Below are 25,660 nucleotides of genomic sequence, written 5' to 3' on the forward strand. Positions count from 1 at the left end.
TCATTCGTTGTCCGAGCGATAGCCGAGGTTGGGCGCCAGCCATTTCTCCGCTTCGGCGACATTCCAGCCCTTGCGGCGGGCATAGTCCTCGACCTGGTCGCGGCCGATCTGGCCGAGCACGAAGTACTGCGACTGCGGATGGGAGAAGTACAGGCCGCTGACGGCGGCGCCGGGCCACATGGCCATGCTCTCGGTCAGCTCGATCCCCGTGTTGGCCTGAACGTCGAGCAGTTGCCAGATCGTCTGCTTCTCGGTGTGCTCGGGACAGGCCGGGTAACCGGGAGCCGGTCGGATGCCGACGTACTTCTCCTTGATCAGCGCCTCTTTGTCGAGGTTCTCGTCGGGCTGGTACGCCCAGAACTCGGTACGGACGCGTTCGTGGAGCCGTTCGGCGAAGGCCTCGGCCAGCCGGTCGGCCAGCGACTCCAGCAGGATGGCGCTGTAGTCGTCCATCGCGGCCTTGAACTCGGCGATCTTGTCGCCGATGCCGAGACCGGCGGTCACGGCGAACGCGCCGACATAGTCCGGGGCGCCGGTGTCGCGGGGTGCGACGAAGTCGGCGAGGGACCGGTGTGGCACTCCGGCCCGGTGTTCGGTCTGTTGCCGCAGCTGATGCAAGGTGCTGAGCACCGCGGTGCGGTCCTCGCCGGTGTACAGCTCGATGTCGTCGCCGACCGCGTTGGCGGGGAACAACCCGATGACACCGGCCGCGCTGATCCACTTCTCGGCGATGAGCCGGTCGAGCATCGTCTGCGCGTCTTCGTACAGTCGGCGGGCGGCCTCTCCGGTGGCCGGGTTGTTGAGGATGTCGGGGAACCGGCCCTTCATCTCCCACGCGTTGAAGAACGGCTGCCAGTCGATGTACTCGCGCAGTTCGCTGAGCGGATAGTCGGAGAACGTCTTGACGAACTGGTGCGCCGCCGGCGCCGGCCTGCCGTCCTGATGGACCCGGGGCGACTGCGCGGCGATCAGCCGGGGCCGCGGCGGGCGGTAGCCGTCCCAGTCGATCGGTGTGTGGTTGTCCCGAGCCGCCGCGATCGGCAGCATCACCTTCGCGTCGTTGCGGGCGGCGTAGCGTTCCCGCAGCGACTCGTAGTCGGCGGCGACCTCGGCGAGCAGAGCGGGACGCTGCTCGTCGGACAGCAGTGCTGCGACGACCGGAACCGAACGCGAGGCGTCCTTCACCCAGATGACCGGCCCGTGGTACTTCTGGTCGACCTTGACCGCGGTGTGCGCCCGCGAGGTCGTGGCGCCGCCGAGGAGCAGGGGAATCTTCAGGCCGCGGCGCTCCATCTCGGCCGCGAAGCCGACCATCTCCTCGAGCGAGGGGGTGATCAGCCCGGACAGCCCGATGACGTCGGCACCGTGCTCCTCAGCCGCGGCGAGGATCTTCTCGGCGGGAACCATGACGCCGAGGTCGATGACGTCGTAGTTGTTGCACTGCAGGACGACGCCGACGATGTTCTTGCCGATGTCGTGCACGTCGCCCTTGACGGTTGCCATGACGACGACGCCGTTGCTTCGCCGGGCGTTCTCGGGTGTCTTGGTCGCCTCGATGAACGGGATCAGGTAGGCGACTGCCTTCTTCATCACCCGCGCCGACTTGACCACCTGCGGCAGGAACATCTTCCCGGCGCCGAACAGGTCACCGACGACGTTCATCCCGGCCATCAAGGGGCCCTCGATGACTTCGATGGGCTGACCGCCGCGGCCCTCGATGAGCGCCCGGAGTTCCTCGGTGTCGGCCTCCACGTGATCGTCGATGCCTTTGACCAACGCGTGAGTGATGCGTTCTCCGACGGGCAGTGAGCGCCAAGCGTCGTTGATGGCCTCGGCCTTGCGGCCGTCACCGGCGAACTCGGTGGCGATCTCCAGCAGCCGTTCACCGGCGTCGCGTCGGCGGTTGAGGATCACGTCTTCAATGCCCTCGCGCAGCACCGGATCGACCTGGTCGTAGACGACCAGAGCGCCGGCGTTCACGATGCCCATGTCCATACCGGCGCCGATGGCGTGGTACAGGAAGACGGCGTGGATGGCCTCCCGCACGGCATTGTTGCCGCGGAACGAGAAGGAGACGTTGGACACGCCGCCGGACACCAGAGCACCGGGCAGGTTCTCCTTGATCCAGCGCGTGCCCTCGATGAAGTCGACGCCGTAATTGGCGTGCTCCTCGATGCCGGTCGCGACCGCGAAGATGTTCGGGTCGAAGATGATGTCTTCGGCCGGGAAGCCGATCTCGTCGACGAGGATCCGGTAGGCCCGCTCGCAGATCTGCTTGCGGCGCTCGAGGTTGTCGGCCTGACCGTCTTCGTCGAAGGCCATCACGACGACGGCGGCGCCGTACTTGCGGCACAGCCGCGCCTGGGCACGGAAGTTGTCCTCGCCCTCCTTCAGTGAGATCGAGTTCACGATCGGCTTGCCCTGCACACAGCGCAGCCCGGCCTCGATGACCTCGAACTTCGATGAGTCGATCATCAACGGGACGCGGCTGATGTCGGGCTCGCTCGCGATCAGCTTGACGAAGCGGTCCATCGCGGCGAGGCCGTCGATCATGCCCTCGTCCATGTTGATGTCGATGACCTGGGCGCCGTTCTCGACCTGCTGGCGGGCGACCGACAGCGCGGCCGGGTAGTCGCCGTCGCGGATCAGATTGCGGAACTTCGCCGAGCCGGTGATGTTGGTCCGCTCGCCGACGTTGACGAACAGCGACTCGGCAGTGATGTTGAGCGGCTCCAGGCCGGACAGCCGGCAGGCCGTACCCGAGACGGCGGGCACCCGCGGGGCGAGGCCCTCGACGGCTGCGGCCATCGCCGCGATGTGTTCCGGGGTGGTGCCGCAGCAGCCGCCGAGCACGTTGAGCAGGCCGCTGTCCGCGAACTCCCGCACGATCGCGGCTGTCTGCCCAGGCATCTCGTCGTACTCGCCGAACTGGTTGGGCAGACCCGCGTTCGGATAGCAGGAGACGAAGCAGTCGGCCAGGCGCGACACCTCGGCCAGGTAGGGCCGCATCTCCTGCGCCCCGAGGGCGCAGTTGAGCCCGATCAGCAGGGGCCGCGCGTGCCGTACCGAATTCCAGAACGCCTCGGTGACCTGACCGGACAGGGTACGGCCGGAAGCGTCGGTGATGGTGCCCGAGATCATCACCGGCCAACGGCGCTCACGCTGCTCGAAGAGAGTTTCCAGCGCGAAGATCGCCGCCTTGGCGTTCAGCGTGTCGAAGATCGTCTCCACCATCAGGATGTCGACGCCGCCGTCGACCAGGCCGTTGGCCTGCTCCAGGTACGCCTCGACCAGTTCGGTGTACGTGACGTTACGTGCGCCGGGGTCGTTGACATCCGGCGAGATGGACGCGGTCCGGTTCGTCGGGCCCAACGCACCCACCGCGAACCGGGGCCGGGCCGGGTCGAGCGCGGTCGCCGCGTCACACTCGGCCCGGGCCAGCCTGGCGGCCTCGAGGTTGAGCTCGTACGCGATGTCCTGCATGCCGTAGTCGGCGAGCGAGATCCGCTGGGCGTTGAAGGTGTTGGTCTCGATCAGGTCGGCTCCGGCCCGCAGGTACTCGCGGTGGATCTCCCGGATCGCCTCGGGCTGGGTGAGCGACAGCAGGTCGTTGTTACCCCGCAGGTCGCTCGGCCACTCGGCGAACCGCTCGCCCCGGAAGTCCTGTTCAGCGAAGGTGCGGCGCTGGATCATCGTGCCCATCGCGCCGTCGAGGACGAGGATCCGGGACCGCAGAAGCTCGGTGAGTTGGGCCGTGGCATCCGGGCGCAAGAGCATCAGAAGATCCTCTCACCCGGGACGTCGAGCCGCCAATCAGGTTGGCCGGAGACGTCAGCGACACCACAGTCGGCCCCGTCACTACGATGGCGCCGAGCGGCCGGCCGACCCTCGCCTCAGCAGGAGGAACATGATGTTCGTCGTCTTCGTGACAGGCGTCCGCAGTTCCGGCAAATCCACCCTGGCGCGGTACCTGGCGCTCCACGGGCACGACGCGGTGAGTCTCGACGACGACACGACCTGGGCGGCCGGAAATTCACGCCGCTGGGACCCCGACCGCCTCGATGCCCTCATCAGCACGGCCCGCGAGCGGGGCGTACAAACCCTGTGGCTGGTCGGACACGCCGACAACGCCGTGGATCTCAGCGCACGGTTCGACGTGTGCGCCCTGCTGGACATCGATCAGACAACGGTGGTCCATCGCGTCGGTCAACGTCGCGGCGGCAACCACTTCGGCGACTCCGGCGCTGCCCTGCAGAAGGCCCTCGAAAGCCACACTTCCTTCCTGGCGAGATGGCGCCGGCGCGGTGCCGTTACCGTCGACGCCACCGCGCCGGTACCGGCCGTCGCCCGGCAACTCCTGACAGAGGTCGCCGCGACCGTGCTGACCCGCGAGCCGCATTAGCACCCACCTCGTCGAACACATCGCCCACCGACATCCGCCCGCCCTGCGCCGGCTCACGTACACCGGCGATCAACTGGACGCCCTCTCGGTCACCGGGAGGGAGATCAGAAGTGCGCAACAGACCGTTCGCACCCGCCCTGATCGGCGATCCGCTGCGGGAAAAGCCAAGGATTTGGCATCACCCCGAGCGGGCACGAGCCCGGTCACCGGGGAGTCGAACCCGGCCTCCCGGGCCGACATCCAGCACCCGGATCTGCCGATGAGAGCGAACAGTGACTCGGATATGCCGGGGTCAGGAAATCAATGGTTGCTGGGAGCCCGAATCAAGTGCCTCCTGTGCCTTGTCAATACCGGCTCGGATCATTGATCCGTACTCGTTGTCGGGAAGCGCATCCAGGTCAGCGGCCGCCGCGGACAGATGAATACCCGCCTCGGCAGGGTTTCCCGCACGCCTGTACGCATCGGCCAAGTTCAAATGTAGAGAGGGCATGAAGGCTCTTACCTGCAGGGAGTCGTGGTAGTGGCGCGCACGCTCATCGTCAAGATCCGTCACCGCGGCGAGGGCACGCTGGTCCCACGCCAACTCGTCCGTGACCGTGTCCTGTAGATCAGCAAGATAGTGAGCGATGCTGCACCGGTGAAGCGCATCACCGCGCTCGCCTACCACGTCCCACAGCCGCGTGAGGGAGTCTCTCGCCCCAACCCGGTCTCCCGCCCGGCCTTGTTCGACGGCGGCACCGATGGCGCCCATGATGCTGTCCGGGTTGAGGTTCGACGATTCTGACACCGTGGTCCTTTCCCATTCATACCGGCCGCGACTACCGACATGGCCGTTCCGATGCCGGCAGGGGCCAGCCCTACAGAGCAGGTTGGAGTCTCAACCAGGTCGAGTGTCAAGAGGGCCGTCGCCGGAGAAGCGCGAAACGCCCTGCGCAGATGCGAAAGTAGACAGTCCAGAGGTGGACGTCACCGGTCGCTTCGGCGGCCGGATAGACCGGATGGGAGACCCATCCGGACGCCCTCATCTCCCGCAGAGAAGTCGCGGTCGGCGCTCGGTGCCGCCTGCCCTGACTCGTTCGCCGGCACTCACCGTAGTTACACCTGGTGACATGGTGAGCTGCTCGGCAGCGACGCTGGGCAGACGACCGAGGTTAGACCACCAGCCCAGCCGGACGGCGCTAGCTGACCGCCGGTGCGATCGGGTAGCCGGTAGCGGCCACCTCCGTCCGGACCCCGGCGAGGCTCGACTCCGGGTTCAGCGCCCGGACGACGTCGTCGGTGAGCGGCCGCAGCGCCGCGACGTGCGCCACCGCGTCCCGGTCGATCTCGGTCTCGTAGTAGTCACTGGCGAAGTCAACGTACTCGTCGACGATGTCGTCGCACAGGATGCTGAGCCGGTCGGCGCCGTCCGGGCTGATGTCGTAGGGGCCGCGCGACGGCGGGAACGTGATGCCGGCGCCGGCATGCCAGCGGTCATCGGTGGTCCGCCGCCACAGCACCGCTGTCGCGATCAGGTCGCCGCCGTCGCAGAACGCCGGCTCGGTGACGTGTCCGGCGAACTCCGGCGGCAGCCCGTCGAGCAGTCCCGACCAGAGCGCCGTTTCGTCACTGCCGGCATAGGGCGACATCGCGGACTCGTGGTCGAACAGCCGGATGAACACGCCCGCCTCGCAGAAGACGATGGTGTACTCATCGCCGCTACCGTTGCTCATCAGCGCGGCTTCGTCGTCACCCCAGGCGGTGTAGCTGTAGTACTCGTACCCGGTGCCCTGGATCAACTCCAGGACGGCCAGGGCCCGGCACCGGGCGCGCAGCACCGGAATCGAGGGCAGTCGGCCGACGATGTCGTAGACGTTCACCGGATGACCTTACGAGCCCGCTGTCACCCGCCCCGGGACGGCCCGCCGCACCCGACGCCGGACGCCCCCGCGAGCGCGGACGCCCCTGCGACGACATTGCTCAACGGAAGGTATGTTCGCGCCCACCACGACCTACCCGCGTTCGCATCGATCACCCCGTGCCGCCGATGCCTGATACGCCGTCCACCCCGCGTCACGCCCCCGCCGCTCCCCCGAGCACGGGACCTCGGCATGGAAAGCCAAGAGGCCGACTCCCCACAGGACACGCGGAACTGCCGAGTTGAGTGCGACACTGGATGGCAGGAAGGAACTGCTCCACGCGGAAGGTGCCGAGGGAAGGAGTGGAACGACATGTCGTTCACCAACGAAGAGATCGCCTATCTTCGATCGCAGCCAGTTCTGCGACTCGCGACTCTTGGCGCCGACGAGCAGCCCGACGTGGTTCCCCTCGCCTTCGAATTCGACGGAGATTTCTTCTGGGTGGGAGGCTCCGCGCGCTCCGTGCTCGATACCCGCAAGTTCCGCAACGTCCAGGCCGGCAACCAGCGGGTCGCATTCGTGGTCGACGACATGGTGTCGTTCGATCCGTTCATCGCCCGTTCGATCCGGGTCTACGGGCGCGCCGAAGGGCCATGCGAACGAGTCGGGATCGTGGGGCCAGGCATCTACATGCGCATCACCCCGACCATCTCGTGGAGCTGGAACATGACGGGTGAACCCGTCGGCAGCACGTGGTACGAACCGAGGCGGACGATTCACCAGGCGCCAGGAGACAAATAGACTCCGGAGCGCGACCGCCTCGCATACCGCACGCGCGAACGCCCCAAACTGCCGCCGAGAACGCTCGGTCTGCTCGGCGGCCAGTGTCGGCGTGGCCGGCAGATGCCGCGGACGAGATTGACAGCGCCGCACGCACCTTCGTGATCTGTGGACTACCTCGTCATGGGCGTGTAGCCGTAGGCTCAATTCGCGCGACAAGCTCAGGGCGCAGCAGATTTTCGTGTCTGATCAGTGATCGTGGTCCTCGAGTAGCGCCGCGCCTTCGTTCCACTCGATCCGGTACTTTTCGGCTTGGTGCAGCCCTCGAGCCGCATCGATCGGCCTTCCCTGCATGCCGTTCGCCGCGATGGTGGGGTCAGCGCCCAGATCGAGCAGGCGTTGTAGGACTCGGGCGCGGACGGCTTGTTGCTCGGCTGACCACGGCGCGGTACCGGTGGCCGCCGAGTACCAAAGCGCCGTACGTCCGCTGCTGTCCACGGCGTTGATAGGGCAGCCAGCGGCAAGGAGCCTCTCGATGATCGCCAGTCGCGCCTCAGCGGAGCCAACGACACCGCGGGCCACCTCGTGTAGCGGCGTGGTCCTGAAGGCCGAAAGGGCCATGGCGTCCGCGCCGGCGGCGACGAGTATCACCACGACGTCAGATGCCGCAATCCCAGCGGCCAGATGCAGCGGCGTGTACCTGCGGTAATTGCCAGCGTCTACGACGGCGCCGGCGGCCAACAGCCGAGTCACCTCCTGGCCATCGCCCGCCCTCGCGGCAATGTGCAGCGGACTCTCTCCCAGTTCTTGCCTTGCCACCTCGCAAGACTAGACGTCCTCAGCGCACATGATCCGATGCGCTGATCTGCCGCGAACAAAAGCGCACCCGATAGCCCGCGCGTTGTCACCTGCGTCAGCGGAAAACTCGGTTCTCGCGTGAAATGTGTGGTAGACGTCGAACGCAGGTTGCCGGAGCAGGTCGAGCAAGTCGACGGGCTGACCGGGCACCGGACCGTGCCCGGCGGGTGACGTTGGCATGCCCGTGAGTCGCGATCGTCTGCTCCGGCTGGTCCGAGCCCTGCCCACCCGGTCTCTGTGCAGATGCCATGCCGCAGTCGGTCAAAGCGCACGCGGCTACTCGGCGGGCGTGGGTGGCGTGGTGGCAGGGGTGCCGACCCAGGGGTAGGTGACTTGTCCGTTCGGTCATAGTTCCGGATCCTCGTTCTGCCGGCGGGGCTGCTGTCGATTGCCAGGACGGCATCCCTTGCCCATCCCCCGGCGCAGCAGGACGAAGGACTCCGACATGACACGGGACCGCCATAGAGCTTCGGGGATGCATCAGGCAAATGATCACTCGACACGGGGAACTGCTGATGACAGTGCGGTCGTCGCCTCCGAGGTGACGGACAGATTGTCCGTGCCTAACCGTCGGTGGCTGATCATCTATGCCATGGAGCAGCGGCTTGCCTTCTGGCACTGCTGGCGCCCGGTAAGTGTCAGGTGATGCTCTGCACGGACGATGTTCCGTATGTGTATTCGTTGACTGTGCACGGGCCGTACCGGGCAGAGGAACATCCGTGCCGGTAAACGCCGGCCTCGTCCACCCACGGGCCCTGCTGCACCACGCCGTCCCCCAGCTCGACGGCGGCTGGATGACGTCCGTCGGACTCGACACGGATCGGAGCCCGCAGCTGAGTGGTCATCGACTACTCGCCGCCACCTTGGTCGACTCCGCGACGTTGCCGGGCGGTAGCACCATTCCGGCCTGGCTCGCCGCCTCGATCCTCGGCCTGTTGTTGACGGTGATGGTGTTCGTTGTGGTCACCGTCCGCGTACAGCGGCTGGTCGTCGCCCTAGCCGAATCGCGGGCCGCCGAGCAAGCCGCCAGCACCCGGGTCCAGCTGCTCACCACCCTGCTGGGCAGTATCAGCGAAGGCGTCATCGTCGTGAATCCCGAGGGCAAACTCCTGTACTCCAACTCCGCAGCCGCGCCGATTATCGACGGCGGCGCACAGCCCTTCTTCGGTACCGAACACCGGAGCCGGTTCCCGGTCTTCCACCCGGACGGATCCACCCCGTTCCCCGCCGACGACCTGCCACTGACCCAGGTGCTCCAACACGGGCAGGTCGTCGAACGGGCAGAGCTGACCGTCGCCAAAGCCGGCCGGTTGACGGGGGCGATCCTCAGCGTGAGCGCTCATCCGATGGACGACCACCACGGCATGACCGGCGCGGTCGCGGTCTTCCGCGACATCACCAGCCGCATGCATTACCAGGCGGCTCTGCTGGCCCAACAACAGGAGTTACGGGACTTCACCGGGGTCGTCGCCCACGACCTGAAGGCTCCTCTGGCCGGCGTGGGCGGTTTCGCCGAAATCATGTACGACGACCAGCAGAGCAACCCCGCCATGACCACGCCTCAGGCCGCCAAGAGCCTGCAGCGCATCATCAAAGGTGTCCAGCGGATGGATCATCTGATCGACAACCTGCTCGCGTACGCCACCGCGAGTGATAGCGCCCTCAAGCCCGAACGCGTCGATCTGCAGCAGATCATCGCCGACGTCACCGCCGAGCGCACCGCCCACCTGCTTGCAGGCGACCGTGCGAACGGCGGGGCAGCCGCCCTGCCCCCCGCCATCTCCACCTGGCCGCTGTCCCCCGTGTACGCCGATCCCGCCATGATGCGGCAACTCTTCGACAATCTCATCGGCAACGCCCTGAAATTCGCCATGCCCAACGAACCGGCCCGGATCAACATCACGGCTCGCCCCGAGGCAGACAACCGGATCAGTGTGGAGATATCCGACCGCGGAGTCGGCATCCCCGCCAGCCAGCACGACAAGGTCTTCACCCAGTTCCACCGTTCCCACACCAACGGCGCCTACCCGGGCACCGGCCTCGGCCTGGCAATCTGTGAGCGCATCGTCGAACGCCACGGCGGGACGATCACCGTCACCGACAACCCCGGCGGTGGGTGCCGGTTTCAGTTCACCCTGACCAGCGCCGGCGATGCCCACCCGTAACACCGACCGGCCGCGGCGTTAGCCGCAGCTCGAGCGCACTGTCATGCCGCAGACGACGGGCGCTCGCCGGGGCCGGTGGGAGCGATCGCCGGCTTGAACGAGCTCCAGCCGCGGCGCAACCTGCTCCGGTGACTTGCGCGCTGCCGGCGGCGCAGTCGAATCGATCGCTGCGGGCACGGTACGCCCATGAGCTGCGTACCGCTGCGTGAGAGCGCGGATCGAGACGCCTCGCCGGGCGGTCCCGGCGGATTGCCTCGCACTCAACCTTTCGTGGGGCCGGCACCGTCGGTTGAGTGAACGGCTACCGGAAGGACGAGGATGCGGGGAGACTCCCGGGCGTGCCGACGCTGCTGGAGACACCCGGAGGGGCTCCCGGAACGGTCATGACCATTGACCCGGGCGGCGCGCAGATCGGCGGCCGGTTGGACGTGAACCCCCCACAGGCGATCCTGTGGCGGGACGGCAAAGTGGTCGACCTGCCGGCAGGCGCGACCGGGACGATTGCGGACGTGGTCGGCGACACGGTCGTCGGGTATTCGACGACACCGGCCGATGAAAGCACCGGCTGGGTGTGGCGGGACGGGAAGGTGACCACGCTGGCGAAGGTCAGGGGCTACTCGTGGACCCGCCCGCACGCAGTCAACGCGAAGGGAGTCATCGCCGGGTGGGTGCACGGCACAGCGCCGGACGACACGGTCCCCGTCACCTGGTCGTCCGACGGCACGGTGCACCCGTTGCAACTGCCGTCGTACCGGCCGGGCGAGCGCTCAGGGACTGCGCGCGACATCGCCGACGACGGCACGATTGTCGGTGAGGCCGACGGGTTTCCCATGCTGTGGTGGCCCGACGGCACCCCGGAGGGGCTCGGAGGCCCGTGGGGGGATGAGAACAAGAACGGGATCGCATGGGCGATCGCGGGCCGGTACGTCTATGGCAGCGGCGACGGCGTCGAGACTCGCTGGGCACTGAAGGACGGCTCGCTGTTCAGCACGGCCAGCCTGCCCGACGCTGGTGAGTTCGGAGCCCGCGCCGGCACCGCCGACGGTACTGCCCTGTTGGCCGGGGACGGTCTGGAGAAGCCGGCCGGCCGGATGGATCGGCCTCGACGACAAGGGTCCGGTTCCCATTGACGAGCTGCGAGGCCCCGACGGTGAGATGACGATGGCGACGGCGATCAGCGCCGACGGCAACACGATCGGTGGCACCGTTCTTGGCGGCGGCCGCGGCCGTCCGGCGATCTGGCGCTGCCACTAGGTTCTGCCTCGTAGACCTTGGCCGTCAGGTATGGCGTGGAGCAATCGAGCATGGCGACGAGGTCGAGGCTGCGGAATCGTCGCGTGATGCGCTTGTCCCGCGCCGGGCTGCCTTCGCCCCTCCTCCCGTCCGGTTAGTTCGGCTGCTGCTCCGTTCGAGGTCGTGGCGTCGCAGAGGACTCGGAGGACGCCGGAAGGGCCGTGTGCCTCGGTCCGGCGTACTGATGCAGTTTGAGCTTTTCGTGGATGGCGGCCGGCGGTTTCCGGGTGGTGCGGTACGCCAGGTCCTCCAGATAGATCCACAGGTTGCTGTTGCGCTTGGCGCGTTCGGCGCGCACGAAGGGCTCGATCGTCTCCCAGATGCGGCGGGCCTGGGGGCCGTTCGAGCCGATGATCAGCTCCTCCTTGACGATGCCGTGTGCGACCAGCTTGCCGAGGTCGTCGTAGAGTCCGCCCACCATGCGCAACTGGGACCGGACCTCCAACGACAGGTCCGTATACGGCTGGACCGGTTGCTGGGGAAGCTCGTCGAAGACGAACTGTTGAGCGTCGAAGAACTCCTGGGTCCGGAACCGGCTGAAGACCTGGAGCACGACCGGCAGGGCGTAACCGTCCATCGTGGTTCGTGTCTGCCGGAGCGCGAGCGTCCCCGAGACGATCAGGGAGACGACGGCGATGGCGATGGAGGCGAGGGAGATTGCTGTCGTGGCGTCCACTTATCCAAGGTAATCGATCCCCTTGGCCGCGTGGAGTCTTCGGCAGCCGGTCACCAGCGCGGTAACTCGGGAGGATCGGATCGAAGGGGCATCGGCAATGGGGATCTCCGGCTGAGCGGATGTCGCGTCAGGAAAGACGGAGGCGCAGGTAGGAGCGGTCGTCGAAGCTGATCTGGCCGGCCATGACGCCCTTGGTGCCGCGGAGCGGGCCGATGCAGTGCGGGTCCTCGGCCAGCAGCTCGGCCAGCCGCGCCTCGGTTTCCGCCAGGGTCGGCCGGATCTCCGGATAGCCGTCGCTGGCCAGCACCAGCTCGTCGACGTGCCCGGGGACGTCGTGCACGGTGACGAGCGAGGGCGGCACCGGGCGGCCGTCGATCGCGGCGAAGGCGTAGGGACCGACGGTGTTGCGCAGGGCGCCCTGGCGGGAGATCAGCGCCCGGGCCGCGATCCGCCCCGGATCGGTGACGGCGAGATCCAGCTCTCCGGCCTCGCGGATGGCGAGCTCGGCCGCGATCACCGCCGCCCGGAAGTCGGCGGCGATCCGGTCGAGCGGCTTGCGCGGCCTGCCCGCGCCCTCAGCAAGCCCGGCGTAGTGGAAGCCGACATCCCCGATCTGCCACACCTGCCTGCGCCGCCGCGAGTAGACGGTCACCGACGCGCTCGGGCGCAGATGCGGCCGCAGCGCGGGGTCGATCCGCCCGGCAAGCGTCGACGTCAGGTGGCGAGTGGCGGTCTCCACGTCGGCGTCCTCGGCGAGGGTGGTGATCGCTTCGACGCAGGCGGCCATCGCCCAGCGGCCGCCCGGGACGGCCGGCACGCCGTACCCCTGGCCGGTTGTGTCTGTGGCGCCGTCCACGATCGCCGCGTGACTTTGCGTCACGATCACCGCGTCCTCGCAGAGCGAGGGGTTGCCGGCCTTGCCGGCGACGAAGCTCTCGATGACCCGCACGCCGGTCAGCCGTCGGCCCAGGCGTCCAGGTCCAGGCGTTGCAGCACGTGCGGGGCGAACATCGCGAAGACCGACAGGATGGCGATCAGCGTGAACAGGGTGCGCAGCACCAGTACCTCGCCGCGGCCGCCGACCTTGATGGCTATCCCGTTCGGCACCCCGACCATGCGCCACATCCGGCGTCCGGTCGGGATCGGCCACAGGATCGGTACGCCGTTCTTGGTGATCATGTCGCCCAGCAGGTGCACCACGCAGCCCACGCCGACCGCGAAGCCGAGCATCGGATAGCCGCGGTCGCCGGGCAGGTTCGCCGCCGTGAACCAGGCGATCGCCGCCGACGCCAGGGTCACGATCACCCAGCCCGCGCGTTCGGCCCACTCGTCGAACAGGCCGCGCAGGGCCAGGCCGGCCATGAAGAAGACCACCGCCACGACCGCCCACTTGCCGGAGCCCGCGCACAGCGCCGTCGTGCCCCAGCCGACCAGGCCGGCGAACGGCAGCGTGTGGGTGAACGTGCGGTGCCCGTTGTTGCGGCGCGGGTCCCTGCTCAGCTTGGTCGCCGTGTAGATGCCGAGCGAGATCTTCTCGATCACCTCGGCCACGAACAGCGAGAACACGCCGAACGTGCGGGCCACCGTGGCGCCGCCCTGGTTGCGGGTCACCTTGCCGGACAGGTCCAGGTCGGGCAGCAGGGCGCCGCCCGCGCAGACCGTGGTGCCGACCGCGATCGCGAGCGGCGACTGGGCGTACCCCGCGAAGTGATCCAAGGCCCAACTGCCGGCCAGCCAGACGGCCGCGCCCGACAGTGCGTGCGACGGACCCATCATGGTCGTGCCCACCCCTCCCCGTAGCCCCGGCGCGACGTGGCCGGGGGTAAACCTGGCAACTGTCGCAGAGCGGGGAGGGGCGTTCAACGACCGCCACGTCTACTGTGGAGTGTTTACGGTCACCTATAGGTCGGCGCGTTCCAGGGGGCGACCTGGTGCCGGTAGCCGTACCCGGCCTCGTACCGGCCGTACCGCGCGTGCCGCATCAGGCCCATGACCAGGAAGACCAGCGGGATCGCCGGCCAGAAGAAGTGCGCGCCCGAGAGGGCCCAGAGCGCGGTCAGGAAGAGCGCCAGGACGGCGACGAACCGGGCGTGCCGGCGGATGCCCCGGCGTGTCGCGGCCTGCGCCTCCGGTGTCGCGGCCAGCGCCTGGCGGCCGTTGTCGGGCAGGTCGGCGGTCAGCGGGCCGAGCTCGTCGCGGAACTTGGCGGCGTACACCTGACCGAGTCGCTCCTCACCCTCCTCGAGGGTGAGCCGCCCCTCGGTCATCGCGGCCCGCAGGATCGCGGCCACCTGCTCGCGCTCGGTGTCGGAGGTCCGCAGCCGCTGCGGACCGGACCGGGTGGCGTCGCTGGGATACACGGTGACCTCCTGAGACGTGGCGGGACTGGCTTCCAGCGTGGCCGATCCGGCACCGGGCCGCGTCGCCCCGGCGGAGCATCCGGTACGCCCACCGGCGGAGCAGCGGCAGTGCAGCGGCGTACGCCCTGAGGAGTACGCGGCAACCCGCCGTAGTACCAGGGGCGCAGGGAACCGTCGCCCTGCGTGCCGATGCCCGGGTGAGCTGCGGTGCCGTAGGTTCGAGGACGTGCCGGACCGGGGTGTGCGCGACCAGCCGTCTTCTGCTCGCAGGAGACCGTCCGCTGCCTTTCGGAAAGCTGCCTCCCGGAAAGCGGAGTGGGAGGAGTTCCGCCGCCGCAGCCGCTCGGGGCGGTTGCGGTCGGCGGACTGGCCCGCGTACGCCCGCCGCCGGTCGCGGCACGGGCACTGGCGGGGTGCGATCGTGGCCGCTCTCTGCTTCCACGTCTTCGGCAACTGGTCGTACGCGGCTCACCTGGCCCATCCGCGTGACGTCATCGCGTGCACGCTCCTGCTGGCCGGCCCGCTGGCCCTGGCCTGGCGGGGGCGCGCGCCGGTCGCGGTGGTCGCGGTCGCCGGTGCGGCCTCGATCGGGTACGCCGCCCTGGCCCCGCCGTCCTGGACCTACGCGGTCGCGCCGGTCATCGCGCTGTTCACCGCGGTCCGCACCGGTCACCGCCGATCCGCGCTGATCACGGCGGCGGCCGGCTACCTGGTCTACCTCGCGGTCCTCATCGTCTTCGCCGATCCGCTCGGGCTGCCGGCCACGGCCCGCCCGACCCCGCGCGACGCCGTGCTCACCGGCCTCGGGCTGGCGCTGACGGCGTTCATCGCCAGCGCCGCCGGCGCCCGCGCCGCATACCTGGCCGAGCTGTCCAAGGCCAACGCCGAACGCGCCCGTGCGAAAGCGGAGCAGGAACGCCGCCAGGCCGCCGACGAGCGGCTGCGCATCGCCCGGGAGCTGCACGACGTGCTCGGCCACCACCTGTCACTGATCAACGTGCAGGCCGGGGTGGGCCTGCACCTCATGGACAACCGCCCGGAGCAGGCCCGCGAGGCGCTGAGCGCGATCAAGACCGCGAGCGCCGAGGCGCTGCGGGAGGTCCGTGCCGTGCTGGGTGTGCTGCGCCCCGAGGAGGAGGCCGCGCCCCGCCAGCCCGCGCTGGGCCTGGACCGCCTCACCGACCTGACGGCGGACGCCGGCCTGCCGGTGACGACCGAGACGGTGGGGGAGCGGCGGGACCTGCCGGCCGAGGTGGACCGGGCGGCGTACCGGATCGTCCAGGAGGCCCTGACCAACGTGCGCCGGCATGCGGAGGCCGGCGCCTCGGCCACCGTCTCGGTGACGTACGCCCCGGGCGAGCTGCGGCTGGAGATCCGAAACGACGGCGCCCGGCCCCCGATCCGCCCGGAGGCCGACCGGGCCGGCGGGATCAACCGGGCCGGCGGGATCGACGGAGCTGGCGGGACCGACCGGGCTGGCGGGAACGACTGGGCCGGCGAGACTGACCGGACTGTCCAGGGCGATCGGGCCACGCCGGGCGGCCGGGCCGCCGAGGGCGGGGAGACCGGGGTGGCCGACGACGGTGGCAGCGGCATCGCCGGGATGCGGGCCCGGGCGGCCAGCCTGGGCGGCTCGCTGCAGGCGGGCCCGCTGCCCGACGGTGGCTACCTGGTCTCCGCGGTTCTGCCCACCCGCACCACTCCGACGAGGGAGCCCGCATGATCACCGTGCTGCTGGCCGACGACCAGGCCCTGGTCCGGGCCGGTTTCCGGGCGCTGCTGAACGCCGAGCCGGACATCGAGGTGGTCGCCGAGGCGGGTGACGGCCTGGAGGCCTCCCGGCTGGCCGCCCAGACCCGGCCGGACGTGGTGCTGATGGACATCCGGATGCCCGGCGTGGACGGGCTGGAGGCCACCCGGCGCATCGCCGCCGACCCGGACCTGGCCGGCACCCGGGTGGTCATCCTGACCACCTTCGAGCTGGACGAGTACGTCTTCGAGGCGCTGCGCACCGGCGCGTCGGGCTTCCTGGTCAAGGACACCGAACCGGTCGAGCTGCTGCGCGCGGTCCGGGCGGTCGCGGCCGGCGACGCCCTGCTGTCGCCGAGTGTCACCCGGCGGGTCATCGGTGAGTTCGCCACCCCGGGTGGCCGCGGTCGCCAGTCGGTGCCGGCCGGGGAGGCCGAACGCGCCCTGGAGCAGCTCACCGACCGCGAACGCGAGGTGATGGTGCTGGTCGGGGAGGGGTTGTCCAACGACGAGATCGCGGCCCGCCTGCTGATCAGCCCGGCGACCGCGAAGACCCACGTCAGCCGGACCATGGTGAAGCTGGGGGCGCGGGACCGGGCGCAGCTCGTGGTGCACGCCTACGAGGCGGGGCTGATCCGCCCGGGCTGGCTCACCTGAGCGGAGCCGGCCGGGGCGGCTGCTCCGCTCACTTCTCGACGTGCTTCTTCAGGGTCTCGTAGAACTGGCGGTCGCCGACCTGGCTGTAGACGTTGCGGTCGGCGCCGAGCAGCACCATGAACGGGCACTCCTCGTCCTCGCCGGTCAGGGTCTTCTCGAGCACCTTGCGGCCCGTCGCCACCTCGTACAGGGCCAGCCGGTACTTGGCCTCGCGCATCGGGATCCTGAGGCCCTTGGGGTCGTCGAACTTGCAGTTCTTGATCTTCTTGCCGGTCTGCACCAGGTCCACGCAGGCCACCAGGCGCACCTTGCCCGGCGACGACGGGTCCCACGCCTTCTGCTTCGGCGCCGTATACCAGTCCGGGATGTCGAACAGGGTCACCTCGTGCTTGGTGTCGAAGTCCTTGCTCTCCTCGCCGAAGATGCTCACCGGCTGGGTGCCCGACGACTTCACCTTCGGCGACTTCGGGTAGTACCACTGCTCGCAGATCCGCTTGAGGTCGTCGGCCGTGCGTACCGGATAGGTGCTCGCCCGGGGGCCGGTGACGGTCTCCGCCTCCGTGCCCGGGGCCGCGCCCGGCGCGGCGGACGGCGCGCCCGGGAAGCTCAGGCCCTTGGCGACCGGCGGCGTGCTCGACCGCATCGCTCGGATCCCCACGAAGCCGGCCCCGCCCAGGCAGCCCAGCACCACCACCACGGCGGTGACCGTTCCCCAGACACGCCACCGGGAACGCCGTGGCTGCGGCGCGGGCGCCTGCCATGGCGGAAACGCCGGCTGATCAGGTGTTATTCGTGGTTCATCCATGGGTCGCCTCCCCGTGTACCAGCATGGAAGCGGCGATCATATCGGTACGCGTCAGTAACCGGGGGCCACGCTCTCGCCGGGCCGGGCGAACCAGGTCGGCGCCTCCGGCGGGAGCGAGGTGCGGATGCGGAGCAGGGCGAACGGATCGAGCTCGGGCAGCGCGTCCGGGGCGAACCAGCCGACCGCGATCGATTCCGAGTCGTTGACCCGCGCCTCACCGCCCACCGCCCGGCAGCGGAACCAGCTGTTGACCATGTGGCAGCGGTCGCCGTTGGGGTAGACGACCTCGTGCAGGGCCACCCCGGCCAGGCGTTCGATCTCCACCTGGACGCCGGTCTCCTCCTCGACCTCGCGGACCAGCGCGTCCGCGGGCTGCTCGCCGGGATCCATCATCCCGGCGACGACCGACCACCGGTGGTTGTCGCTGCGTTGCCCGAGCAGGATCCGGCCGCGCTCGTCGAGGACGATCGCGCTGACCGTGGGAAACATGATCAGGTCGTGGCCGACCAGGGCACGCAGGTTCTTCACGTAGTCGGAGGCAGGCATGCCGCGACCTTAACGACGGCCGGTCAGCGCTGGAGCGCGACCTGCCCGGCGTACAGCAGCGCCACGGCGACCGCCAGCCCGCCGAGGACCAGCCGCAGTCCGCGTTCCGGCAGGCGGGGTTGCAGGTGCGCGCCGGCGTACCCGCCGACCAGGCCGCCCACGCCGCACAGCAGGCCGATGCCCCAGTCCGGGGCGATGTCGCCCTGCCCGGCCGCCGCCAGCGCGGCGAAGGCGCCGGCGCCGGCCACCGACGTGACGAAGGTCGAGGCCAGCGCCGCGGGCGCGACGACCGCCACCGGCAGCCCGCGGCCGACCAGGATCGGGCCCAGGATCGACCCGCCGCCGATCCCGTAGACGCCGCCGACCACCCCGACGCCCAGCGCCAGGCCCAGGATGCCCCGCTGCGGTGGTGGTGCGGCGGACGCCGGGCGGTCCGGCGGCGGTGGTTCGCGCAGGCAGAGCCAGACGCCCAGCGGCAGCAGCAGCACGGCGACGATCACCCGGAACACCCCCGGGCCGGGCACCGCGAAGACCCGGACCACCGCGCCCACCACCACGCCGGGCAGCGTGCCCAGCAGCAGGAGCCGGGTCAGCGGGCTGGCCAGGCTGCCCCGGCGCCGGTAGCGCAGCAGCGCGCCCGGCCCGGACACGACGTTGAACAGCAGGTTCGTCGGGGTCACCGCCGGGTTCGGCACGTCCAGCACGCTGAGCTGCACCGGCAGCAGGAACACCGCGCCGGAGACGCCGACCGGGGTGGTGACGATCGAGATGAGCAGGCCGGCGGTCACGGCGATGATGGCGTCGGCCCAGGTCACCGGGACAGTGTGCCCGGCGATTGTTAAGCCGGGTCCGGCCGTCGACGATCTTCGGCGGCGGGCTCCGTTAGTGTTCGTAACACCTGCCAGTAACAATGCAGCGAGGTCCGGACGAAGGGGGTGGGCGGCGGCGTGGCGGAGCGCGAGCGCTTGGCGCAGGCGGACTCCGGCGAGCGGCCCTGGCGTGCGTGGGGGCCCTATCTCGCCGAGCGGGCCTGGGGCACGGTCCGGGAGGACTACAGCGAGCACGGCACCGCCTGGGACTACTTCCCGCACGACCACGCGCGCTCCCGGGCGTACCGGTGGAACGACGACGGCATGGCCGGAGTCTGCGACGACCGGCAGACCTTCTGTTTCGCCCTGGCCCTGTGGAACGGCGCCGACCCGATCCTCAAGGAGCGGATGTTCGGCCTCGGCGGCGACGGCGGCAACCACGGCGAGGACGCCAAGGAGTACTGGTGGTACCAGGACTCCACGCCGACCCACTCGTGGATGCGCTGGCGCTATCACTACCCCCAGGCCCCCTTCCCGTACGACGAGCTGGTCCGGGTCAACGGCCACCGTTCCCGGGAGGAGCCGGAGTACGAGCTGATCGACACGGGCGTCTTCGACGATGACCGGTTCTGGGTCGTGACGGTCGACTACGCCAAGGCCGATGTGAACGACATGTGCATCGTCGTCACCGTCTCCAACCGCGGGCCGGACGAGGCCACCCTGCACGTGCTGCCGTCGCTGTGGTTCCGCAACACCTGGTCGTGGGGCCTGCCCAACCGCCCGGTCCCGGTCATCACCGGCAGTCCCGGTCGGCTCGACGGCGAGCACCGCACCCTCGGGCACATCACCCTGGACGGCGAGGGCGCGCCGCCCGCGCTGATGTGCGACAACGAGACCAACGCGCAGCGGCTGTGGGGCCTGCCCGGCACGAGCATGTACCCCAAGGACGGGATCAACGACCACCTCCTCGCCGGCGCCCCGACGGTCAACCCGGCCGGGGTGGGCACCAAGGGCGCGCTGCACTACGAGCTGACGCTGGGCCCGGGGGAGACCCGCGAGATCCGGCTGCGGCTGACCCGCAGCGACGAGGCTCCCGGCGAGCCCGATCTGGGTGACGGCTTCGCGGCCGTGGTGCGGGACCGGCTGGCCGAGGCGGACGCGTACTTCGCCGAGCTGATCCCCGCCGCGGCCTCGGCCGAGGAGGCCGCCGTCGCCCGCCAGGGCATCGCCGGGCTGATGTGGGGCAAGCAGTTCTACCACTTCGACGTCAAGCAGTGGCTGCACGGCGATCCCGGCTCCGCGCCACCGCCGCCCGGCCGGCGCTACGGGCGCAACAACGCCTGGTGGCACATGAACAGCTTCGACGTCATCTCCATGCCGGACCCCTGGGAGTATCCCTGGTACGCCGCCTGGGACCTGGCCTTCCACTGCGTCTCGATCGCCCGGGTCGATCCGGGGTTCGCCAAGTCGCAGCTGCTGCTGTTGCTGCGCGAGTGGTACATGCACCCCAACGGCCAGATCCCCGCGTACGAGTGGGCCTTCGGTGACGTCAACCCGCCGGTGCACGCCTGGGCCGCGCTCAACGTCTTCGAGATCGACGGGGGCCGGGACTTCGACTTCCTGGCCCGGGTCATGCACAAGCTGCTGCTGAACTTCACCTGGTGGGTCAACCGCAAGGACGTCGGCGGCAACAACGTCTTCGAGGGCGGCTTCCTCGGGCTGGACAACGTGGGCCCGTTCGACCGGTCGGCGGCGCTGCCGGTGGCCGGCGTGCTGGAGCAGTCCGACGGCACCGGCTGGATGGCCATGTACGCGCTGAACCTGCTCGACATGTCGATCCGGCTGGCGCTGCACGACCGCACCTACGAGGACATGGCGACCAAGTTCTTCGAGCACTTCGCGTACATCGCCGAGGCGGCGTACCGGCAGGGGCTCTGGGACGACGAGGACTGCTTCTTCTACGACGTGCTGCGCCTGCCCGACGGGCACCGGATGCCGCTGAAGGCCCGGTCCATCGTCGGGCTGCTGCCGCTGGCGGCGACCACCCGGCTGTCCGCCGGCACCCTCAACCGGCTGCCCGAGCTGGCCGCCCGGCTGCGCTGGCTGCTGGCCGGGCAGGCCGAGTACGCCGACGTGATCAGCGCGCGCCGGCTGTCGGCCGACGGCCGCCAGCAGCGGCTGCTGTCCATGGTGGGCCAGGACCAGCTGCTGCGGATCCTGGCCCGGATGCTCGACCCGGAGGAGTTCCTTTCCCCGTACGGGCTCAGAACGCTCTCCCGCGCGCACCTGGAGAAGCCGTTCACGGTGCACCTGGGCGGTTCGGAGTTCACCGTCGGGTACGAGCCGGCCGAGAGCACCAGCGGCCTGTTCGGCGGCAACTCCAACTGGCGCGGCCCGGTCTGGATGCCGGTCAACTACCTGCTCATCGAGGCGCTGCGGGAGTTCGCGGCGTTCTTCGGCGACGACCTGATGGTGGAGTACCCGACCGGCTCGCAGACCAAGATGCCGCTGAGCGCGGTCGCCGACGACCTGTCCCGGCGGCTGGTGTCGCTGTTCGTCCCGGACTCGTGGGGCCGGCGCCCGATCTACGGTGCCTCCGAGGTGTTCCAGAACCACCCGGACTGGAAGGACCTGATCGCGTTCCCCGAGTACTTCCACGGCGACAACGGTGCCGGCCTGGGCGCCTGGCATCAGACCGGCTGGACCGCGCTGGTGGTCGACCTCATCCTGACGCTGCACCGCCGCTGAGCACCGGATCGCCGGAGGCTAGGTACGCGAACTCAGGGAACGGGCGGCCGGCGGGACGAGGATCGACGGCGTGACCTCGTACCCGTGCCCGTCGTGCCGTACCCCGGCGAACCTGACGTCCGGCTGCCCCGGCTGCGGCCGCGGCCCGGACCCCGACGCCGCCGAGGTGATCCGCCTCGACGCCGAGATCCCGGTGCTCACCGCCCGGCTGGCGGCGGCCCGAGAGGCGGCCGCGGGCGCCGACGCGGCGCTGCGCCACGCGTGGCAGCAGCGGGAGGCCGCAGTCGCGCGGATCCGGGCGTCGCTGGCACCCGTGCCCCGGATGCCGGCCCCCGCCCCGCCGGTCCCCGCCCGTGCACCGGCGGCCCCCCGGTCCAAGGAAGCCTCGACCCGGCTCGTGCAGAACGCGTTGTTCCTGCTCGGCGGCCTGCTGCTGGGTGTGGCGGCGATCGTCTTCACCGCGGTGGCCTGGTCGCAGTTCGGCGTGGGCGGCCGGGCGCTGCTGCTGGCCGGCTTCACCGTCGCGGCCCTGGCGGCACCGTTCGCCGCGCTGCGCCGCGGCCTGACCGCGACGGCCGAGACCTTCGCGGCGGTGGGCCTGCTGCTGGTCCTGCTCGACGGGTACGCGGCCTGGTACGTCAACCTGTTCGGCGTCGCGGACTACTCGGCGCTGGGGTACGCGGGCGCGGTCTGCGCGGTGACGGCTGCCGTGGCTGCCGGGTACGAGCACGTGACCGGCCTGATCGGTCCCCGCTTCGGTGCGCTGCTGGTGGCCCAGCCGGTGCTGCCGCTGCTGGTGGCGCCGTTCGACCCGGATCCGACCGGGTGGGCGTACACGCTGGTGGCGGTGGCTGTGCTGAACCTCGCGGTGGTCCAGCTGCGGCGTTCCGGGCTGACGGCGCTGGGGGTCACGGCGTACGTGCTCGGCGGGGGCGCGGCGATGCTGGCCGGGCTGGCCGCCCTGGTCGGGCTCGGCACTGATGCCGGGCCCGGGCGGATGGCGGTGGCCGCCGGAGCGCTGGTCGCGGCGGCGGTCGTGCCCGTCGCCGGGGCCGTCCTGGCCCGGGCTCCGCGCTGGCAGTCGGTCACCGGCGGACTGCTCGTGGTCGCGCTGGCCGTCGCGGCCGGTCGGTTCGCCGGGGTCGCCGGCGGCAGCTTCGCCGCGCCGGTGCTGGTGGTCGCGGCTCTCGCGGCGCTGGCCGTGCTCGTCACGGCGGTGAACCGGCGGCTGCCGGAAGTGGTACGCCTCGGCCCGTGGATCGGGGCCCTGCTGGTGGTCACCTGCACCGGGGTCGTCGTTGTGGCGGTCACGATCACCGCGGTGGCCGTCGGTCGTGGCGACTGGCGCCTGCCGGCGGTGATCGCCCTGCTCACGGGCGGGATGACCGTGCTGGTGTCGCGCAGCGCACAGCCGCATACGGTGCTCGGTGGCCTGGCGCTGACGGCTGTCGCGGCGCCGGTCGCCTTCGGGCTGCCGTGGTGGACGGCGCCGGGGTTCGAGCTGGTCGTGGTGGCGGGGGCGCTGGGGTTGGCGCTGCGGGGGTTCCCGCTCTGGCCCGCTGCCGTGGCGGTTGTGCTGACCAGTCATGCGGTGGGTGTTGCCTTCGAGCGGCCGGGGGTGGCCTGCGCGACCTTGACGGGGGTGGCCGCCATCGGCGTCGCCACGGCGGTCGTCGCCCGCATGGGTGGACTCGTTGTCGCTCGAGGCCGGGCGCGGCTGGTCGGGGGAGTGGCGCTTGCGGTGGGCATGGTCGCCGTACCGGCCGCTGCCTGGACCGGCGCCGCCGCGCTGTCGCTGTCCGCCCCGGTGCAGAGCCGCGTGGCGTTGACCGCCGCTGCCCTGCTCGTCGGTGCCCTGCTGATCGTCGGCCGCGGTTACCGGCCCTTCGCCCTGGTGGCAGCACTGCTCGGTGTCGTGTCCGCGCCGATCTGGGCCCTGGCCACCGGCGACTCTCCGGCGATCTATGCGGCCACCGCGCTGTTGCTGGTCGCGCTGACCTTCTCGCGTACCGTTCCGGCCGGTCTTGCTGCTCTTCCGCTCGGGATCGCGTTGTTCGTGGCGACCGCGCCGAGCCTGTCCGCTGTGCTGCTGCGTCCCTACGGCTGGCTGGGCCGGGTGTGGGCCGGACGTCCGGCGGGCACCGGTGTCGGCGCGGTGGTCTTCGCCGACGTCGTCGCCCTGGGAATTCTCGCCGTGGCGGTGGTGATCGTCGTCCAGGCCGCTCGTGGGCGGCGGAGCGCGGTGTGGGCGGTGGCGCCGGTGCTGGCGGTCATCGCTCCCCTGGGTCTCGCCGCGGCCGGGGTGCCCTGGCCCGGAGTGCCGGCGGAGAGCCTGGTCGTCGGGCTCGCCGGCCTGCTCGCGGTGGCGCTGCTGCGCCCGGGAGTGCGGATGGCGGGCCCCGCGGTGGTGTGCGCTGCGCTGGCCGGTGCCGGGCTCGCCGGTGCGCTGGCGACCCGCGGCGCGACGCTGGCCGCGCTGGGGCTGACCGTGGTCGCCGGTGCGGTGGCCGGTGTGACGGGCCGCGCCCTGGGCGCGCGGCTGGCCGGCTGGCTGATCGGCGCCGGGACGACGGTGGCGTTCGCCTACACGGTGGGCCGGGCGGCTGATCTCTCCCCGGCGACCAGTGCCTTCATCGTGCTCGGTGCCGCCGCCGTGGTCCTGGCTGTCGGCGCGGTGCTCGGCGGGCACCGGGCTGTGGAGGGGCGGGCGGTGCAGGTGGCGGCGCACGCCGGGGCCCTGGTGGCGCTGCTGCTGACCACCGGCTCGATCCGGCACGCTGCCGCGGTGTGCACGTTCTGGGGGCTGGCGCTCGGCGTGCGCGCGTTGCGGCCGGGTGAGGCGGCGGCGGTCCGGCGGGGACATGTGCTGGCAGCCGCGGTCGCCGAGCTGGGTGGCTGGTGGCTGCTGATCGCCTCGGAGCGGGTGGCGACCGTTGAGGCGTACACGCTGCCGGCGGCCGGGGTGGCGCTGCTGGCCGGGTGGCTGGCGCGGCGGACCCGGCCGGGGCTGTCGAGCTGGGTGACGTACGGGCCGGCGCTGGCCGCGGCGCTGTTGCCGACGTTGGCCTCCGTGCTGGCGGGCGAGGGACAGCCGCTGCGCCGGTTGCTGCTCGGCCTGGGCGCGCTGGTGGTGCTGCTGGCCGGCTCGTACGGGCGGCTGCGGGCGCCGGTGGTGGCGGGTGGCGCGGTGCTGGCCGTGGTGGCGCTGCACGAGGTGGTGCTGGTCTGGGACCTGCTGCCGCGGTGGATCCCGCTGGCGGGGGCGGGGCTGCTGCTGGTCGGGCTGGCGATGACGCTGGAGCGGCGCCGGCGGGATCTGGCCCGGATCCGCGCCGCCCTGGGCCGGATGAGCTGAGCGGGAGCGGGCTGAACGGGAGGGGCCGGCGGCGGGCTGGCGGAAATCCGCTGGAATGCGGCTGTTACAGCCCTGTCCGCGCTCATCGCCGTGCTCCTACCGTGGCACATGCTTCGTTACATCATGCCCGTGGTCGTGGCTCTCGTCTGGGCCGGCATCTTCTCGTTCGTACCGGAACCGCACCGCCGCCGGATCAACGCGGTCCTCATCGGCGGCGCCGGGGCCGCCTACATCAGCGGTGGCAGTTTCGGCCTGGGCGAGCTGGCGTTCACCGCGGTGGTGAGCGCGGTCGCCTACCTGGGGCTGCGGTCGTGGACCTTCATCGGCGTCGGCTGGCTGCTGCACACCGGCTGGGACATCCTGCACCACCGGCGGGGCGCGCCGTTGATCCCGTCGCTGCCCGACTCCTCGTTCGGATGTGCCATCTGCGACCCGGTCATCGCCCTGTGGTGTTTCACGGGCGGCCGGTCGCCGCGGGAACTGCTCCAGTGGTGGCGCGGGTGGCGCCGGGCGGAGGGCGTGCCGGGTCTCGCCCCGGACATCGGCTGACTTCTATGGTTGTCGGGTAGCTTAAAACGTTTCATCGTCGCGGCCGCGACCATGCAGGAGATCCGCCCCC

Annotated in this window: 20 protein-coding genes; 9 read left to right on the forward strand and 11 right to left on the reverse strand. The window is 70.5% G+C overall.

Annotation, left to right across the window (positions count from 1 at the left end):
* Positions 1 to 3,777, reverse strand: coding sequence for a methionine synthase (gene metH / locus Aau02nite_RS00100; RefSeq protein ID WP_212986194.1), 3,777 nt, complete (start codon positions 3,775 to 3,777; stop codon positions 1 to 3).
* Positions 3,778 to 3,907: 130 nt separating this feature from the next.
* Here metH and Aau02nite_RS00105 point away from each other — a divergent pair, with 130 nt between their 5' ends.
* On the forward strand, positions 3,908 to 4,402 hold the full coding sequence (locus Aau02nite_RS00105) for a hypothetical protein (RefSeq protein WP_212986195.1): 495 nt from the start codon (positions 3,908 to 3,910) through the stop codon (positions 4,400 to 4,402).
* 292 nt (positions 4,403 to 4,694) lie between these two features.
* Here the strand turns inward: Aau02nite_RS00105 and Aau02nite_RS00110 are convergent, their stop codons facing one another.
* Positions 4,695 to 5,189 (reverse strand): hypothetical protein, encoded by a 495-nt coding sequence (locus Aau02nite_RS00110; RefSeq protein ID WP_438841080.1) that lies wholly within the window; start codon positions 5,187 to 5,189, stop codon positions 4,695 to 4,697.
* A gap of 391 nt (positions 5,190 to 5,580) precedes the next feature.
* Positions 5,581 to 6,261: a hypothetical protein gene (locus Aau02nite_RS00115; RefSeq protein ID WP_212986196.1), complete on the reverse strand. Its 681-nt coding sequence runs from the start codon at positions 6,259 to 6,261 to the stop codon at positions 5,581 to 5,583.
* Between the two features lie 351 nt (positions 6,262 to 6,612).
* Here Aau02nite_RS00115 and Aau02nite_RS00120 point away from each other — a divergent pair, with 351 nt between their 5' ends.
* Positions 6,613 to 7,041 carry a PPOX class F420-dependent oxidoreductase gene (locus Aau02nite_RS00120; RefSeq protein ID WP_212986197.1) on the forward strand — a complete coding sequence of 143 codons (429 nt, stop codon included), beginning with the start codon at positions 6,613 to 6,615 and terminating at the stop codon, positions 7,039 to 7,041.
* Between the two features lie 228 nt (positions 7,042 to 7,269).
* On the opposite strand, the gene Aau02nite_RS00125 is transcribed toward Aau02nite_RS00120, so the two are convergent.
* Positions 7,270 to 7,839 (reverse strand): ankyrin repeat domain-containing protein, encoded by a 570-nt coding sequence (locus Aau02nite_RS00125; protein WP_212986198.1) that lies wholly within the window; start codon positions 7,837 to 7,839, stop codon positions 7,270 to 7,272.
* A gap of 758 nt (positions 7,840 to 8,597) precedes the next feature.
* On the opposite strand from Aau02nite_RS00125, the gene Aau02nite_RS00130 reads away from it, so the two are divergent.
* Positions 8,598 to 10,043: a sensor histidine kinase gene (locus tag Aau02nite_RS00130; RefSeq protein ID WP_212986199.1), complete on the forward strand. Its 1,446-nt coding sequence runs from the start codon at positions 8,598 to 8,600 to the stop codon at positions 10,041 to 10,043.
* A gap of 338 nt (positions 10,044 to 10,381) precedes the next feature.
* Positions 10,382 to 11,173: a hypothetical protein gene (locus Aau02nite_RS00135; protein ID WP_212986200.1), complete on the forward strand. Its 792-nt coding sequence runs from the start codon at positions 10,382 to 10,384 to the stop codon at positions 11,171 to 11,173.
* Between the two features lie 257 nt (positions 11,174 to 11,430).
* On the opposite strand, the gene Aau02nite_RS00140 is transcribed toward Aau02nite_RS00135, so the two are convergent.
* The 4 genes from Aau02nite_RS00140 to Aau02nite_RS00155 all read right to left on the reverse strand — a co-directional run bounded on the left by Aau02nite_RS00140 (position 11,431) and on the right by Aau02nite_RS00155 (position 14,372).
* A complete protein-coding gene (locus Aau02nite_RS00140; protein WP_212986201.1) occupies positions 11,431 to 12,012 on the reverse strand; it encodes a DUF4760 domain-containing protein in 582 nt (193 codons plus the stop codon).
* 127 nt (positions 12,013 to 12,139) lie between these two features.
* On the reverse strand, positions 12,140 to 12,961 hold the full coding sequence (locus Aau02nite_RS00145) for a hypothetical protein (RefSeq protein ID WP_212986202.1): 822 nt from the start codon (positions 12,959 to 12,961) through the stop codon (positions 12,140 to 12,142).
* Positions 12,962 to 12,966: 5 nt separating this feature from the next.
* Positions 12,967 to 13,788: a metal-dependent hydrolase gene (locus Aau02nite_RS00150; protein WP_212986203.1), complete on the reverse strand. Its 822-nt coding sequence runs from the start codon at positions 13,786 to 13,788 to the stop codon at positions 12,967 to 12,969.
* 119 nt (positions 13,789 to 13,907) lie between these two features.
* The gene (locus Aau02nite_RS00155) at positions 13,908 to 14,372 is read right to left on the reverse strand and encodes a DUF1707 SHOCT-like domain-containing protein (protein WP_212986204.1); all 465 of its coding nucleotides are present in this window, start codon (positions 14,370 to 14,372) and stop codon (positions 13,908 to 13,910) included.
* A gap of 421 nt (positions 14,373 to 14,793) precedes the next feature.
* Here Aau02nite_RS00155 and Aau02nite_RS00160 point away from each other — a divergent pair, with 421 nt between their 5' ends.
* Together Aau02nite_RS00160 and Aau02nite_RS00165 are read left to right on the forward strand one after the other, a co-directional pair.
* Complete coding sequence (locus Aau02nite_RS00160) at positions 14,794 to 16,095, forward strand: sensor histidine kinase (RefSeq protein ID WP_246594780.1); 1,302 nt, start codon at positions 14,794 to 14,796, stop codon at positions 16,093 to 16,095.
* Positions 16,092 to 16,778 carry a response regulator transcription factor gene (locus Aau02nite_RS00165; protein ID WP_212986205.1) on the forward strand — a complete coding sequence of 229 codons (687 nt, stop codon included), beginning with the start codon at positions 16,092 to 16,094 and terminating at the stop codon, positions 16,776 to 16,778. The genes Aau02nite_RS00160 and Aau02nite_RS00165 overlap by 4 nt, the downstream gene beginning before the upstream one ends.
* Positions 16,779 to 16,806: 28 nt before the next feature.
* Here the strand turns inward: Aau02nite_RS00165 and Aau02nite_RS00170 are convergent, their stop codons facing one another.
* The 3 genes from Aau02nite_RS00170 to Aau02nite_RS00180 form a co-directional block, all read right to left on the reverse strand.
* The gene (locus tag Aau02nite_RS00170) at positions 16,807 to 17,475 is read right to left on the reverse strand and encodes a hypothetical protein (protein WP_212986206.1); all 669 of its coding nucleotides are present in this window, start codon (positions 17,473 to 17,475) and stop codon (positions 16,807 to 16,809) included.
* Positions 17,476 to 17,634: 159 nt separating this feature from the next.
* Entirely contained in the window at positions 17,635 to 18,129 is a 495-nt protein-coding gene (locus Aau02nite_RS00175) for an NUDIX hydrolase (protein WP_212986207.1), read from the reverse strand.
* Between the two features lie 23 nt (positions 18,130 to 18,152).
* Positions 18,153 to 18,944 carry a TSUP family transporter gene (locus tag Aau02nite_RS00180; protein WP_246594781.1) on the reverse strand — a complete coding sequence of 264 codons (792 nt, stop codon included), beginning with the start codon at positions 18,942 to 18,944 and terminating at the stop codon, positions 18,153 to 18,155.
* A gap of 132 nt (positions 18,945 to 19,076) precedes the next feature.
* Between Aau02nite_RS00180 and Aau02nite_RS00185 the strand changes: the two genes are divergently transcribed.
* The 3 genes from Aau02nite_RS00185 (at position 19,077) to Aau02nite_RS00195 (ending at position 25,590) form a co-directional block, all read left to right on the forward strand.
* Positions 19,077 to 21,686 carry an MGH1-like glycoside hydrolase domain-containing protein gene (locus Aau02nite_RS00185; protein WP_246594782.1) on the forward strand — a complete coding sequence of 870 codons (2,610 nt, stop codon included), beginning with the start codon at positions 19,077 to 19,079 and terminating at the stop codon, positions 21,684 to 21,686.
* Positions 21,687 to 21,756: 70 nt separating this feature from the next.
* On the forward strand, positions 21,757 to 25,041 hold the full coding sequence (locus Aau02nite_RS00190; RefSeq protein WP_212986209.1) for an SCO7613 C-terminal domain-containing membrane protein: 3,285 nt from the start codon (positions 21,757 to 21,759) through the stop codon (positions 25,039 to 25,041).
* Positions 25,042 to 25,149: 108 nt separating this feature from the next.
* Entirely contained in the window at positions 25,150 to 25,590 is a 441-nt protein-coding gene (locus Aau02nite_RS00195) for a DUF6010 family protein (protein WP_212986210.1), read from the forward strand.
* Positions 25,591 to 25,660: the final 70 nt, after the last annotated feature.

Origin of the sequence: Actinoplanes auranticolor, assembly GCF_018332655.1 — a bacterium.
Taxonomy (GTDB): Bacteria; Actinomycetota; Actinomycetes; order Mycobacteriales; family Micromonosporaceae; genus Actinoplanes; species Actinoplanes auranticolor.